This window comes from Paenibacillus sp. FSL M7-0420 (assembly GCF_038002345.1).
Lineage (GTDB): Bacteria > Bacillota > Bacilli > Paenibacillales > Paenibacillaceae > Paenibacillus_AQ.
Genome location: NZ_JBBOCJ010000001.1, coordinates 3658340 through 3674256, shown reverse-complemented (window position 1 = coordinate 3674256; position 15917 = coordinate 3658340). Strand labels below are relative to the sequence as shown.

11 protein-coding genes are annotated in these 15917 nt (G+C 46.4%); all 11 read right to left on the bottom strand.

The window, feature by feature from the left end:
* Window positions 1–161 precede the first annotated feature (161 nt).
* Window positions 162–587: an SRPBCC family protein gene (locus MKX51_RS15485; protein ID WP_340995615.1), complete on the bottom strand. Its 426-nt coding sequence runs from the start codon at window positions 585–587 to the stop codon at window positions 162–164.
* A 37-nt stretch (window positions 588–624) separates the two neighbouring features.
* The gene (locus MKX51_RS15480) at window positions 625–1311 is read right to left on the bottom strand and encodes a TetR/AcrR family transcriptional regulator (protein WP_445322008.1); all 687 of its coding nucleotides are present in this window, start codon (window positions 1309–1311) and stop codon (window positions 625–627) included.
* Window positions 1312–1365: 54 nt separating this feature from the next.
* Complete coding sequence (locus MKX51_RS15475; protein WP_340993028.1) at window positions 1366–2538, bottom strand: FAD-dependent oxidoreductase; 1173 nt, start codon at window positions 2536–2538, stop codon at window positions 1366–1368.
* A 33-nt stretch (window positions 2539–2571) separates the two neighbouring features.
* Window positions 2572–3993: an MDR family MFS transporter gene (locus tag MKX51_RS15470; protein WP_340993027.1), complete on the bottom strand. Its 1422-nt coding sequence runs from the start codon at window positions 3991–3993 to the stop codon at window positions 2572–2574.
* Between the two features lie 738 nt (window positions 3994–4731).
* A complete protein-coding gene (locus tag MKX51_RS15465) occupies window positions 4732–6195 on the bottom strand; it encodes an alpha/beta hydrolase family protein (protein WP_340993026.1) in 1464 nt (487 codons plus the stop codon).
* Window positions 6196–6383: 188 nt separating this feature from the next.
* Window positions 6384–7598: a GDSL-type esterase/lipase family protein gene (locus tag MKX51_RS15460; RefSeq protein WP_340993025.1), complete on the bottom strand. Its 1215-nt coding sequence runs from the start codon at window positions 7596–7598 to the stop codon at window positions 6384–6386.
* A gap of 17 nt (window positions 7599–7615) precedes the next feature.
* A complete protein-coding gene (locus MKX51_RS15455) occupies window positions 7616–9832 on the bottom strand; it encodes an FAD-dependent oxidoreductase (RefSeq protein ID WP_340993024.1) in 2217 nt (738 codons plus the stop codon).
* 99 nt (window positions 9833–9931) lie between these two features.
* The gene (locus MKX51_RS15450) at window positions 9932–11554 is read right to left on the bottom strand and encodes an AraC family transcriptional regulator (protein WP_340993023.1); all 1623 of its coding nucleotides are present in this window, start codon (window positions 11552–11554) and stop codon (window positions 9932–9934) included.
* Window positions 11554–13293: a sensor histidine kinase gene (locus MKX51_RS15445; protein ID WP_340993022.1), complete on the bottom strand. Its 1740-nt coding sequence runs from the start codon at window positions 13291–13293 to the stop codon at window positions 11554–11556. Before MKX51_RS15445 ends, MKX51_RS15450 begins: the two co-directional genes overlap by 1 nt.
* A 90-nt stretch (window positions 13294–13383) precedes the next feature.
* On the bottom strand, window positions 13384–14970 hold the full coding sequence (locus MKX51_RS15440; protein WP_340993021.1) for an extracellular solute-binding protein: 1587 nt from the start codon (window positions 14968–14970) through the stop codon (window positions 13384–13386).
* A gap of 65 nt (window positions 14971–15035) precedes the next feature.
* Complete coding sequence (locus MKX51_RS15435) at window positions 15036–15905, bottom strand: carbohydrate ABC transporter permease (RefSeq protein ID WP_340993020.1); 870 nt, start codon at window positions 15903–15905, stop codon at window positions 15036–15038.
* Window positions 15906–15917: the final 12 nt, after the last annotated feature.

Here is a 15917-nt window from a genome sequence, read left to right as displayed (position 1 = left end):
TTTATTGCTCCTTTCGTTGATTTAATATCATTATAAAGCTTAATCATGTCACCTTATGTCATATTTAAAACATCTGTTCTCCTTCTTTGAACGAAGAGTATGCTCCTACTAAGGCTTCAAAAAGAAAAACGCCTGGGATCCCAGGCGCCTTTCTTTGATAGTTAATTGTGCTCGGTATACGCTTTGAAATTGTCCATGATCGCTTGCCAGCCTGCTTGCTGGAACTCGACGGGGTTGGCGTTTTCCGCATCGAATGTTTGAATGATCTTCGTCTCATTCCCTTGATCGACGAACGTAATCTCCACTCTTCTTCCGTCTTCTATGGTGTAACTGATCACTTCGTGCTGATTCACGACATCGTATACGCCGCCAAAATCAAAGCCCATGCTGCCGTCCTTCGCTTCCATCCGTGTCAGAAAGGTACCGCCGGCCTGCAGATTGTTCTCGGCTCTCGGCGCATGCCAGTCCTCGGAGGCCTGATTCCACTTCGTGATGTGATCCGGCTCGGTCCAGTAGCGCCATACCTTCCCGATAGGGGCTTGAACCAAGGCTTGTACAGTTACTTTCGTCGGTTGATTCGCTTCCATTTCAATAGACACCTCTCTCATGATCTTCGTCGCTTGGTTACTTACCATTGTCTCCTAACTGTTTGTACAATATCCCCTGAAGTATTACTTCAATGGCCCAGAAGAACCTCTCCTTGGAGGCAGTATCCCCCGAGAATAAATCAGTCTTCAGACTGTTCATCAACGGAAACCGTACCGGATCTGCTTCATTATAGTAGCTCTGGGCAGTTTCCATCAGTTCGTTTGCTCTCTTTGCCTTCTCCAAGGCAATGGAAGACACGTACAGGAGCAACAGGTCCGTTCCCCAAGCAGCGGACGTTGAGGTGATTCCTCCCTTCTGGAGGACAGTAAGTAAATACTCATTCAGACGAAAAGCATGATTCCCAATAGGAATCGTCTGTAGAGACAGCTCAGCTAATCCGGGTTGCTCGATAAGCAGCTCCGCATAAGCATGCAGTGCTTGAAATAACTGCTCCTTCCAGTTATCGTCCGTCAGCTCCGGCAGGTTCAACTCACCGAGACCAAGGTCAAGCACATAAGAACTCAATTCCTGCAAATTTTTGACGTAAACATACAGGGAGGAAGGTCCAGTGTCCAGTTGCTTGGCAACCTTCCTCATGCTCATACCGGAGGTCCCTTCCTGCTTCAGCAGCTCATAGGCGGTTTTGACAATTAGTTCATGACTGAGGGGTTCTTTGGCTGGCCGGTTGCGGCGGCTCACAATTTCTCGTTTAGGTTTCATCATACTTTTCTTATAACATGCCGGAAGACAATAGTAAATACACCCGCGGAGATAACCTCATCCCAGCTGATCAGCCTGAACTTGGTAAGATTGTATCAGTTCGGCAAATTTTGGTGCCGCATTCTGTGAGAAGCTCAGGATGAGATTTTCGTTAGAGACATATGCTTTCTCTGAGGCATACTGGAACATTTTCTCCTCATATTCTTCAATGGCCACTGATGTCTGCTTGTTCCTTACTATGGCAAGAGCCAGCTCCAGCGCATCCAGCATTGCAAGATTCACCCCTTCTCCGGCAAAAGGAGACATGACATGTGCTGCATCCCCGATCAACGTGACACCAGAGTTCCGTTCCCAGCGAAAGCCGACAGGTAGCATGTAAATCCGTCTGGGCACAACAGCATCTTCCGCATACCGGATATAATTCTTGAGCGGTTCACTCCAATCGTGAAACAGCTCAAGCAGCTTTGTCTTTATCTCCTGCGGGTTATCGCTGCGGATTTCGTCTAACCAGTCCCGCTCTACCTTGAAACTCGCATATACTTTGATCCGTCCGTTGCCGTTCAGCTGGCCCAGAATCCCTTTGTGATCATCCAGTGCAAACATCTTGCCACGTGCGTTGAATGCGGCCAGATCCGGGTGATCGGCTGCAATAACGTTAAGCTCCAGCATAGTCAGACCTGAATATTCAACATTTGTATCGGTAAGCAGAGGGCGAACGCGGGAAAAGGCGCCATCCGCACCAATGACAAGATCTGCCACAGCGATATGTCCATTCTCAAAATGAAGCTCCGTCTTACCCTCGCCCAGAGATACAACCTTCTCCAGTTTATACCCATATTGAATGGTAGACGGATCTAATTTGTTTAAAAGCAAGTCACAAAGCACACCACGGTCAATCTCCGGGCGTCTCTGCCCTTCCGAGATCTCTTCATCGGCCACTTCATCCAGGTATATAGTCCCCGTCTTATCCATGAGCCGGAAGTCTTCGCCCTCAAACCTTGCTGCCTGCAGAAAAGCTTCATATAATCCGGCTTCCTTCAAAGCGAGTTGCCCGGATTCTTCATGGATATCTAAGGAGCCTCCGCGTTCATGGCTAAGGTCCTCATGTTCACGTTCGTAAATCGTCGAGGAAATACCATGCTGTTGCAGAATCAGGGCGAGCGTTAGCCCTCCTGGTCCACCCCCAATAATGGCGATCCGGCGTTGTTCGGTAGAATTAACAGTTGTCATGTGTAGACATCTCCTTCGTTTGAAAGTATTTTCTCAAGAATCTTGCTTCTTGCCTGCAAAAAACAAAGATAAAACCAATGCAATCACTGCAAAGCCCAAAGTAATCCAGAAGGTTGATCCGAAGGCATGACCTAATTGATCGGGTGAGTGCTGTGCGGGAAGTCCCCTGATTTGTTTGGCCAGAAAAGCCATCGTGATGGTAACGCCGAAGCTGGACATGATTTGCTGTGCTGAAGTGGTTATGGGCGTAACGCGGCTTATTAATTCCTTGGGAGCTGATCTGAGGACATGTGTATTAATCTGCATCATCGTTAATCCTTGACCAAGCCCTGCAAAAGCAAAGCTGCAAATGATATATAGAGAACTGGTATGGGCATCAATCTGCGTCAGAGCAAGTAAGGACCCGCAAAGGGACAGAATACCCATGATGGCTACCGGGCGAACACCGAAACGGTCAAATAACCAGCCGCCTGCGTTAATCCCGACAGTAGATAACAGGGCTTGCGGGATCACATATAATCCAGCCTCAAGAGGAGTTAGCCCTCTCACTTGCTGTAAATACAGCGGGAACAAAAGGATACTTCCGAACAAAGCGATCTGATTCAGCCAGGCGACAGAAATGCCATGCACAAAGGTAGGCGAACGGAATACTCGTAGCTCCAGCAGCGGATGCTTTTGCCGCAGCTCATTCCAGATAAAGATGGCCAGTATAACCAGGCCCAAGGCCAGAGGAGCTAACGTCCATAGATTGGACCACCCCTTCTCTCCTGCTTGATGTACGGCAAACACAATTGAAGTAAAGGCAATAGGAGCCAAAAGCGCACCGGTCACATCCAGCTTGTTATTGGCTTGTGCATCCGATGCAGGTAAGTACCTCCAGGCCATGAATAAAGCCAAGATGCCAACCGGTACGTTGATGAAAAAGATCCAGTGCCAATTGATGTACTCGATCAGCCAGCCCGATAATAAGGGGCCAAGAATAGGAGCAAGCAGCATCGGGATCCCGAGGATGCCCATGACAGATCCTCTTTTGTCAGGTGGAGCGACCATGAATACAGTGGCAATTCCGATGGGAGCCACCATGCCTCCGCCCAAACCTTGAATGATACGGAAAATGATAAGCTGACCAGGAGTGGTTGCCATTGCACACAGCACAGATGCGAGTACAAATAACACAATACTAATCATAAACATCCGTTTGGGCGAGAAACGGTCAGAGAACCAGCCGGCTAACGGAATGACTGCCGATAAAGATAAGGTATACGCCGTGATGACCCACTGAATCGTACTAAGATTAGTATCGAAGGCACTTACTAATTTCGGAACAGCTACATTCATGATGGTGCTGTCTAAGATCACCAGGAACATCCCTGAAGCAACAGCGAGAAGTATGGGCAGGATCTGTTTTAAGGAAAAGGCTGCTTGAACACTGCGGCTATCCTTCGTATCTGACATAAACGCTCTCCTCCTTTCCTTAAATAAGCGTATGAATTAGTTAAGCTGATACATTTATAACATAACGAACACTGTTCGTCAAGAACGATGTTCGTTATTGGTTAGGCGTTTTTCTTAAAATAAAAGAGGTATCCCATAAGCCATGAAATGGCTGCTTGAGACACCCCTTGTTTTTGAGTTAGAGATACGCCGCAGTAGTCATTCGGATACTGTAGGCGCTGGAACGATAGTAACTGCATTTTGTACAATGGAATGCTGTAAATAAGGCTTCGAAATAAAATCTATTGTATTCCGTACAATTGAATGTTGAACAATGGCCAGTTTTCACCCAAAACACAACATTCTACTGTATGAAATACAATAGAATCTCATTTTACGGTCAGTAATCCATTTTCTATTGCAGGAAATACAATCACCTACTTGAATGTAAGAGCAGAAATCGGTAACGGGTGCAGGATCAGCCCAATAACTAGCTCGATGTTCATGCTCAGCCTTTAACACCCCTGAGGTTCATTCTTACAGTTTTAAAGTTGATGAGCTACTAGTTTGACACACCATTTAGAATGAACTATTGCCCGTATACCGAAAAACAGGAATGGAATCAACAGCATTCCTATCACAGCCTGAACGATCATAAGCAGCACCCCCTTCTTATTTCTATTCTCAGAATAGTATAAAGAAGGGAGTGCTGCTCCCGAAATCGTTTGTAATTATATCAAAATCGTATATTGTTTCATATTACAGGTCTTTGGGCTTTATAAATTTCACCTCGGGATAGCTGTCGTTTGGACCTTCGAGCAGTTGTCCGCCTTCTCCTTTCAACTGCTTATTGAAGAAATCGAGGACATATTGATTTACGAGGTCTGATCCTCGTTTACCATTAATGTCGCCTGTGATTCCAGTCAGCTTAATCAGCTCAGAATAGAATTGAAGGTCCGTGAAATTGAAGTGCTGGGTACCTACCACATAAATCGCAAGCCCCCCTTGATTGATCACATTTTGCATAATGTGCAGCTCATCTGAAAGTTGTTTCGTTATTTCGTTATCCGGTTGGGTATCCTTCTTAAAATCTGCTAACCAGTCTTTAAAGCTTCCCGATCTTATGAACATAAACGGCTTCTTTAGATCATCTCTATTGTCCACTTCGATTAATGACCCGTCCATATTGACCCCGGCCTTGATTCTAGGATCTAGATAAGTAGTATTAAACGCTGTTGCCCCCCCGAAAGAATGCCCCATTACGCCTAGATGATTTAGATCAATTTTTCCTTTAAATTGACTTTCGATTGCACCTGAATTTAGCTTATCCACTTGATTGATGACAAACTCTACATCTTTCGTCCATATATTACCGATTCTTCTGCGATCTTCTACGGTTGTCATCTTGGTGGTATAGTCCGTTACCCGGCCATCCGGAAAAATGGTAGCAAAGGTGCTATACGTATGATCGATGGTGAACACGATAAACCCGTGACTGGCCAGATTCTCGGCTTGCGAGGCATGTAGAACTCTGCTGGTTCCCATACCATGGGATAGCAGTACCACGGGATAAGGACTTGTAGAAGGTAATATTTCTACATTTTCATAGGAGTTGGTTTTACTATACTTCCAGTAATTGAAGACGAAATCGGGAAGATTTAAGGAACTGGAGTAGGTCTGAATATACTTTTTGAACATTTCTTTGTCTTTTGGAAAAAGTGCTTCACTCTTGTGGTTATTGCTATTCCCAGTAGGGTACCACACTTGAACCATTAGTTCCCTCTTATCGCCTGGATCTTCCGTTAAGATTTCATCTCTGTTCTGATCCGTAAAATGAAAGATTTGAGTCCCCACGTTCTCTGGACCTTCAAGCTTCGGCAAATGAAAGACGGGCAAGTATACAGACAAGCCGGTAGATATAACAAGCAGAATGACGATGATGGAAGATGAACTATATTTCAACAGCTTCCCTGCTTTTATATTCCTTATATTCCCCATCTTGTCTAAATGCCTGAGTATAACGATGAGTATGAGTAACGCCGTCATCATATATACCAAAAGCAACTGCCATCTGTATCCCTCTACAAATAATTGAACTACCAATATAACGCTGCTTCCGATCCCCAAAACCAGCCCTGTTGTCTTTGCACCTCTTCTGATAAACAATAGATCTGCGAGTAGCGCGAAACAGGATAGAACTAAAAGTATCTCAAATAATCTCATTTGACTCCCTCTCTTTCTACTTCTTCTTTTGCTAAGATGTAAGCTTAACCAATGAAAGTGTATTCCCCGTGACGTCAATATGAACTGAATATGAACGGACAAAAGAAATGAAACAAAAGCTAAAAACCCTCAGGACGCTGAGATCGCGTTCCTGAGGGTTCATCCATTGTACAATGTCTAATGAGCCATTATAAGGGAGGCTGCACCATTAACAGCTTCCCAAGCCGGATCACCGTTTGCTCATACCACTCTGGATGCTGCCGGATATGCTCACTGCTCCGTTCATTGCCGCTTGCCTCGAACACAGCCGCTTTGTCTGTCTTGCCGGTATCGAGCTCGAAGCGAACCGTATGTTTCCCGTTCGGGAGCTCCGGCAGGAATACATACTGATTCCGGTTATGATCGTTGTAATGGGTGAACCGGTCGATAATAAAGGGTTCCCCTCCATCCACCGACACCTTCAATCTGCCAGAATCCGGCCCCCCGATATCGAATAACCCGATACGGGTTCCTTCGAACTGAACCGTGACCGCCTCTCCAGGATCGGCCGCCTGCCATAGGCCCGGGAACAGCCAATTGTACTCACGCACTAGAGCAGACTCCTCTGGCGTTACGTAAGACCAGCCTGCGGTGATAATAGTATCAGGAAGGCTATCCAGTGACAGCATGGTCGCATACTCCCAAGGATTAGCCGGAACCAACGGATGCCGGGGCAAGTGATGTACTTGCCTTCCCGGATGACTTCTGAGTTCGCGCATGATCTCAAATGACCGGGTGATCGTATCCGTGTAAATCTGGTGTCCTTCGGGAATGGTCGGATGGATCGAATCATGTGTGAAAATAACAACTCCGGGAACGGATAGGTCCTCCCTTGAGGTGAACACGAGTTTCCCCTCAGATACCAGGCGGCTGACCTCTACGCCCAGGTGAATTGAAGGAATACCATAATAGTCAGCCACTTCCTCTTGCATGATAGCCCCTTTCTGGTATTCCCCGGACTGGAATACGGCCACATCCCGCTCCTTCAGCGTATACACGAACAGGATATCGGTAAACCGGCTCCGCTTACGGATCTGGCGGACAATTCCTTCGATCCGCGCCTTGGATTCGGGATCTCCGCCATCGTTGCCGGCAAATTCAACAAATACCAGATCAGGCCGGTGACGCAGTACATCGGTCTCCATCCGGGCACAGCCCAGATCCGAGCCAGTCCCGTTAATGCCTGCATTCACCGTGCGGATGTCTGCCTGATGGTATTGCTCACGAAGCCATTCCGCCGTCATGACCCTGTAGCCTTCAGAACGGGTATTGCTGCCGCCAAAATACACGATGGTGATGGTATCGCCATTTTCCAATTTATGAATGACATTGGGGAGCCCTCTACGAGGGTATAATTCCTTCATCGTGACTTCACCTTGCCTCATTTATCGATTTTAGGAGCAAACCATTTTACAGCAAACACTTCAAAATAAGGTGAACCATACGTTCTGCTGAAATTCATCCGGACGCGGGTGACATGTTTCGCATCCACCTGATGTTTATTCAACGTGAGATAATTCCCGCGTGTCAGGATTGTCCTCTCGGTTCCGTCTTCTAGAGTCAAGGTCAGCTCATAATCTTGCACAAGGGACTCGATCGGGTCGTTGAAATGCTCTAAATCGAGCTGTGAATTGAACACAAGATGGATTTCCTCTACATTTTTGGGGCCGTCAAAACAGAATTCCAGCCATTCCTGTCCTTCTGTACGCTCCGAAATCCAGCCGTTCGGCAGGCCATAAGGTCTGGAGAAGCCGTTGACAACATTCTCGGGAGTATACATACTCTGGGCCGGCAGCAGATCCTTGAAGCAAATGCTCTTATTGATTTTTTTCAGCCTGGACGGCTCTTCCGGACGATATTGGAAGCTGACCGCTCCGGTCAGTTTCTCTTCATTGCCGTATACGGCAAGACTACCCGCGCCCTCCAATACGATGTAAATTTTGTCGTCAGCCGGTGTCTTGCAGTCCAAGACCAGCGTAATCCAGTCGTCATGACCGGCTGCAATCTCCAAGCGGTAATCGTTCAATCCGCTGGAGGGAATGTAGTTTTCCTTCCGTTCTCCGCCAAACAGCTTGACATGCAAGGGTTCCGGACATCCGGACCTGTTTTTAATTTTGACCCGTACACTTTCCGCCACGGCTGTCTGAATCGGCAAGACCAGGCATAACCCGTTCTCCAGGGAGAGCTCTTCGGTTGGAAGGGGATTGTCATAGCTGCGCTGAGACGAAGCACGAATCGTTAATCCCTCAGTGAAGTAAGGACTTAGTTCCTCTTGAAGCCCTACAATCGTCTGGCCGTCCCGAAGCAGCAGCGCCTGCAGCTCCTCCATATGAGATTCGACGATGGCTGCAGGGTCGGCCTCATATTTCACGCATAACGAAGCAGCCGTTCCAACCGCCTGCCCCATACAACCGCAGGTGGCCATGACCCTTGTAGATCCGAAAGCCACATGGGTAGCGCTTATATTGCGTCCGGCAAACATGAGATTAGGAATATTGCTTGAATATAAACTGCGGAAAGGGATATTGTACAATCCGGGCACGAAATTCCATGCCGTAGCCGGTCCCTCATCGTAGACACCCTTATTCGCATGTAAATCCATATACCATCCACCGACGGAGACAGCATCTTCGAAATGCGGCTTTGCTGTAAGATCGTTCTGGGACAACATGTGGTCCCCTATGAACCGCCGTGACTCCCGCTTTCCCGGAATCGGACATACATAATCCAAGATGAGATGGTCTACATCGTCAAATTCGCCGCTATTTTTGATATAATCCCAAATCCCATACACCAATTTCCGCAATTCCAAGGCGATGTCCTCATTATTCTTGATCGTATCCAGATGTCCGCCGTATTCCAGCCACCATAATCCGCCAAGTCCGTTGATTCTTCGGGGTAAAGCCCGATGGTTTAAGCCTTGTCTGATACTGTCGAAAAAAGCCAGCTTCGTAATGTCATAGGCAAAGTTAGGCCTTGTGTATGGAACGGAATATCCTACGTCACGGGCTTGAAACAGGATCGTGTCGCCCATGGTGTAATGATCCGCCGCGTCAGGAGCCAATTCTTCGTTGTATTCATGCTTCGCTTCTCTTCCCCGGCGGAAGTGCGCACCTGCCTGATATCCGACCACTCCATCACCGGAGCAATCGATGAAGGTTCGGCTTTCGAACCGGAATTTTCTTTCGGAAGCTAACTGAAGACCCTCCACCCACTTAATTCTGCCGTTCTCCATGCCCGTATCATGCACGCATGTATTCAGAAATAGCGAAAGGTTAGGCTCCGCATAAACCATGTCGAGCAAGACCATATCCGAAAGCGACAGCATCAGCTTCTTGTTGTATAACGGGTTATAGTGAAAAATCTTCAGCTTGAGCTCTTCCACCAATCCGCCCTCGCGTGCATAATAGGATGGACTGTTTCCGAGATATGCTGACCCGTTGATATGAACCCTGACCTCGCTGCTCGCATTTCCTCCAAGAACCGGCCGGTCATTAATAAGTGAGACCTGCAGCCCTTGGCGTGCGGCAGCAATGGCAGCGCATATTCCGGCAATCCCTCCGCCTACGACGGTTACATCTGCTTTAATAAGCTCCATTTTGATAACCTCCATGAGTAGATCCTTCTATCATGGTAAGCCATCTGATGCCCTTTTTTTTATAGGATTTCGAGAGAAATTTATATATTCTTTGCAGCCTTATTTGGATGCATACCGTGTCATTTTGATCCGGTATTGCTTAGGCGTAACACCTGTGTACTCTTTGAATAATTTGCAGAAATAACCTTCGTTCACAATTCCCACTTCCTCACACAATTCCAATAAAGAGTAATCCTGAATATTTAAGAGCTCAAGAGCTAATTGAATTTTTTTACGGTTGATGTAGCTGATAACGCCCTCGTTCATTGTTTTTTTGAACAAGCTGCTGAAATACGATGGAGCCAGATTCACTTCCTCGGCAATAGCCTCCAGCGTTATTCTCTGTTTCAGGTTGTGCTCTATATACCGCAGTGCACTCATAATTTCTATACGATGTAAAAGTTGGCCGGCGTGTACATATTCGAAGGTGAAGTCGCCAATATAGGCAAGCTGCTCCCCAAAGGTCATGAATTTTATGGGAAGCTCCGACACATCCGTGGTCACCGCGTTCCGGGATTTAAATTTCGCAGTAATGTCTCTGTATAAGTCTTGGAGCATAGGTGCCATGACGGACCTATGAATTTTATAATTCGTCACCCATTGGTTTAGCTCAGAGAGTTCTTTCTCCAGCTCTTCCTTGGATACTTTTCGTTGCACCCATTTGAGGAAGTCATCCAGCTTCAGCTGAAAGTCCTCTTGTTTGTCGTTATGATAATGTAAGCGATGCATGGGCGTTGTGACGGTTCTCTCTTCATGATAATAGAAATCTTCACTCACGCTATTAGCTTCCATGTAAGCTTGTTTGATGGATTCCCAGCCCCGGTGCGGGCCTCCAAAAGCGACGGATACCCTTTGATTCAAGTATTGCTGTAAGTGGGAGATGATTTGACTCCCCAATGAATGGCAAGCATATTCTGTGTCCATATCGCTGCGATGATTCTCCCAGGACAGAAAGCCGATAAAACGATTATCGGCTAGATCCGCAGCTACGCCTCTGCCCCCATTCACCACCGTTTCTTCGATGATATTCGTAATCGCATATTTCAAGATGTTTTGATCTGAAGCTGAATAATCGTTCCGGAAACTCTCATACCGGTTCATTTCCACAATGAAGCAGCAATAGCTCGCTTGAAAGAAATGGAATTGCATGCGATTGGCAAAATCCGATGCCCGGTGAGTAGGAATCTCCCCGCGGATAAGCTCATTAAAAAACTGCTTGCGGACTCTATATTTATTCTCAAGCACGGATATGTGTAACGATTGAAATTCCGCTTCTTTGGTCTTCATTTCATTTAAAATCCCCGCTGCCTTAGCAAGAGCGCGATCCAAATCCGCCTCCCTGAGCGGAACCTTAACAATGTACTCCAATACGTTGGCCTGAATGGCCCGCTGCGCGTATTCAAAGGATGAATAGGCGGTCAAAAGAATGTACTGCGTATGAGGAAGCTTAGGCTTTAGCTGCTCAATCATGGAAATTCCATCCATTCGCGGCATAACGATATCAGAGATTACGATATCCGGCTTAAGCTTTACGATCTCCTCTACCCCTTCCACCCCATTATTCGCTTTTCCCACTAGACGGAATCGTTTATCCCTATGGGAGAGCTCCTTAAAAAACAATTCCAATCGTTGTATGATTAGATCTTCATCGTCAACAATGAAGCAGGTGTAGTCTCTCACCATCATGCATCTCCTTTAAACAAGGCTGCCGGGAATAAGGCGCGGACACGGGTTATTTCATTAGGTATGCTTATGATCTGGAGACCGAACTGCTCTCCGTAGTGAAGTCTTATCCGGTCATGAATATTGTTTAACCCGATTCTTTTCCGCTTCACTTCCGTATCACCCGGTTCTGAAACCAGAATATACTTTAGCGTATCCGCTGGAATGCCTTCCCCTTGGTCAATTACTTCTATGATGACGATGCCGCCCTCTCTGTACGCATGAATAGTAATAGGGCCTTCGATTCCCCCTCCGTTATAACCATGGAAGATACTGTTCTCTACAAGGGGCTGCAGCAGCATTCTAAAAACAGGAAAATCCATTAACCCTGCTTCGATATCTTCAATCAAGTGGAAGCTTCGGTTATAACGGATGTTCTGGATCGCGATATAGTCCGCTACATTTTGCAATTCCTGACGCAGAGAGACCTTCTCCGCAGCATCGGCGATCCCATATTCCAGTATTGAAATGAGCGATTCGATGACCACATCTACTTTCTCTATTCGTCCGAGCCGGATGACATTGCTGATTGAACCCAGCGTATTATACAGAAAATGAGGGTTTATTTGAGATTGAAGCACTTGGATTTCCAGCTTCCGCTCCAGTTCATGATGAAGCTCCGCTCCCCGGATCAGCTCCACAATCTGCTGCAGCATACGGTCAAATGCCTTGGAGAGATCTCCAAACTCATCGTTCCGGTTAATTGATACTGGAGTGGTAAGAATGCCTTGCTCCACCCGCTTCATCTTTGTTTTGAGTGCGTAGAGAGGGGTCCTTATATATTTGGCTATCAACAAAGAGATGAATAGACTTAACACAAAGCCGGCAGCCAGAAGCTCGATATAATAGGTTTCCAGCCGGGACAACGCAGCTTTCAAGCGTGATTCATCGTTGATCGAGATCAGCGTCCAGTTGAATTTCTCTGTCGGTTTTTTGAGAAGGGAGACGGGCAGGCCCTCCTTGGTATGCAGTTGAAGACTGGTTTCCGGGGTATCCAGAATTTGTTCCGCTGACGTTTCACCGATGGAGAAGGTATGATCCAGAATACTTATGGGGCCTTTATTTTCCGAGAATCCGGCGATGATTTTTCCCGATGCGGTGAGCAGAGCCAGATTCATTTGTTCTTGTGTATTAATCTTGAACAAGGTTTCTTCAATGGCATTGAGATCCAGATCTACCGCAATGGCCATAGGAAACGGAGCGCTGTTCAGATACCGGACCATCGTAACGGTCCATCCGGAATATTTGGATTTGTAAGGATCACTGACAAAGGTAATCCTTCTGTTCTTGTCAGCCGCGTCAAACAATGGCTCTCTTTCAGCTAAAGATTCATCGAATATCCGGGTAGGCGCACTTCCGCCTAGAATGGATAAATCGCTTTTGATCAGATAAATATTACTGACGTAATTACTGTTGAGTTCATACAGCTCTCGTAATTGCTTCTTAATCACATCCAGATTGCCAATGTTGGCTTTCACCGATGATTCCACCGAGAACAGGATCGTCTGGAAGGAGGAGAAATTAACGGTGAAATACTGATCTACCTTGTCAAGTATCTGGTTGGTGTAATACAGGTCAGAGGTTCTTATTTCCTTTTGGACATAGCGGTAAGACAGCTGGCTGATCAAGATAATGCAGCTTAATACAAAGGCAAACACGATCAAAAATAATTTCAAAGGCAAGCTGATTCTTCTTCGCATGGATCCTCTTCCTTCTAAAGCTGAATTGAACAAATCATAGCATATGACAATAAAGAGAGGGGCTAATTATAGCCGCTCTCTTCGTTTGATTTACTTGATTAAGCCCGCTTCTGTAAATTGCTTGATGACTGTGTCCGTATACTTCTGCATGTCAAACTTGGTCTCCAGCGTATGGAGGAAATTGTCCCAGTTGTCCAGAGGATCTTTGCCGGTCATAAATTTGACCAGGCTTTCATTAATGAAACGTTGGCGGTCTGTTGCCAATGTATCGTTCGGGTCCTCGGTCAATAAATTCCCGGGCAACGTAGCCGCCACGTATTGCTGATTGTTCTTAAAGGCCTCAGCCGTCTTAGGGTTCTGGAAGCTGAAGTACTCAGCATCATCGCCATGACGCGGCATTCTGTAATGATCGACCCATAGATATTTTTCTTTCATTTCCTTCGATAATTCAGAGGTTTTATTCTTGATCTTACCGTCCACAACATCCCAATGAATCCCTTTAATTCCGTAGGCGAAGTTCGGATAGGCTTCCTCGTCTGTAAAGAGATAATTCAGCATGGCCAAGATCCGGATGATTTTGTCCTTGTCCGCTTTTTTGGAGATGGCCCATGAATTGCCCTGGAACGATTTTCTCTCTACAATTTGATCGCCATAAGGACCAGTCATTGGAGGAATGACGATCCATTCCGGGACTTCTCCGCTGATTTCTTTCATTTTCTGCTGATAATCCGGCTCCAGCCTGCGGGCATCTCTGATCATGAAACCGACTTTGCCCTTAAATAACTTTTGATCCAGCAATTCGGGAGTATTCATCGTCACCCAATCTGGATCTACCACTTTGGCCTCCATCATTTTATGAATATAAGCGAGCGCTTCTTTCATTTTGGGGTCGGTAAACAGGAACACCGGCTGATTGTCCTTCACATCAATGGCTGAGGGAGGATTGACGCCGAACATCCACATCAAGCTATCGAAGCCGTAGGTTTGCAGATTGCCTTCTTTGTTCATACCGCCGATGAATCCGTACGTATCGTTCTTGCCATTACCATCCGGGTCTTTCTCTGTAAAGGCTTTCATAACTTCAAATAACTCGTCAGGGGTCGTTGGTACTTCCATATTCAGCTTTTTCAGCCAATCATTGCGGATAAAGAAGCTGCGGCTGATCCCGTTTACATTATCATAACCTGGAACGCCGATGGTTTTGCCTTGATAGGACATCGCCTCCCAGGAGTCGTCACTGAATCGTTTCTGTAATGCTGGAAATTGATCCAGATACGGTGTCAAATCGGCAAGGACGCCTTGATCATAGTATTGCGCGAGATCCGCCCGGCTTTTCAAGAAGATCAAATCTGGAATATCTCCGCCGGCAATCAGCGTATTTAATTTAGTCGTTGCTTGCCCGGATTGCGGAATCATCATTTCCAGGTCGATATTTACGGCTTCCTCCAGCATTTGGCGCTGGATATCTTCTTCACGGGGAGGAATCGGAGCAGCAGCGTTGAAGGTGCCTTGGTTAAACATCGAGATTTTTAATTTGGTTTTGAAGGGATTCGATGGGTCTTGTGAATTACCTGGAGCTGCCGATGTATCCTCTTTTTGTTCCCCACATCCAGACAACATCGTTCCCATACCGACCATTGCTGCCAGAATAGCCAATGAAATCGCTTTACGTTGCATAATGACCTCTCCTTTGCTTCTATATTATCACGGTTTCCCCGTAACAACTCAGGTTGAAATGCTTTTTAACCTTTGACCGACCCCAGGAGTACACCTTTGGTGAAATGCTTTTGCATAAAGGGGTAGACGATTAAGATCGGAACGGTAGTCACGACAACGGCAGCCATTTGCACAGCGAATGTACTAACCGTTCCGGAGTTGGCAAGCGAATCAGCGCTTTGGGTTGCGACATTAAGCAGGATGTTGCGCAAGATCACTTGCAGCGGCATTAAGCTGGAATCATTGATATAGACAATAGCATCGAAATAACTGTTCCAGTGACCGACTGCGTAGAATAAGGAAATGGTAGAGAGAACGGGCAAGGACAAGGGTAAAATGATCCGCCATAACGATTGAAGCTCACTGGCACCGTCTACCCTCGCTGATTCCTCGATTTCTGCGGGTAATTGCTCGAAAAATCCTTTGATAATGACCAGATTAAAGGCACTAATGAGCTGTGGAATGATTAGTACCCACGGACTGTTCAGCAATCCCAGCGAGCGGACTAATAAATAAGTAGGAATTAATCCTCCCCCAAACATCATGGTGAAGACAATGAATAGCAGGAATGGGCTTCGCCCCGGTAAATATTTTTTGGATAACGGGTAAGCCGCTATTACCGTGAAAAACACATTCAGCAAAGTGCCTACAATCGTTCGGAACAAGGTGATTTTGTACGCCTGCCCGATGCCATGAGATATGAATACTTCTTTATAGGCCAGAAAGGTAAAGGTCTCTGGAATAATAACAATGCCTCTTCTTAACACTTCCGATTCCGGGGTCACTGAGACCGCAACCACATACAGAAAGGGGAGTAAGCACAGCAGGGATAGCAGAATCAGAATAAAATAAACGACGGCTTGCCAGACTTTTTCCCCGATTGTCAAATGGATCATTTAGATCACCCC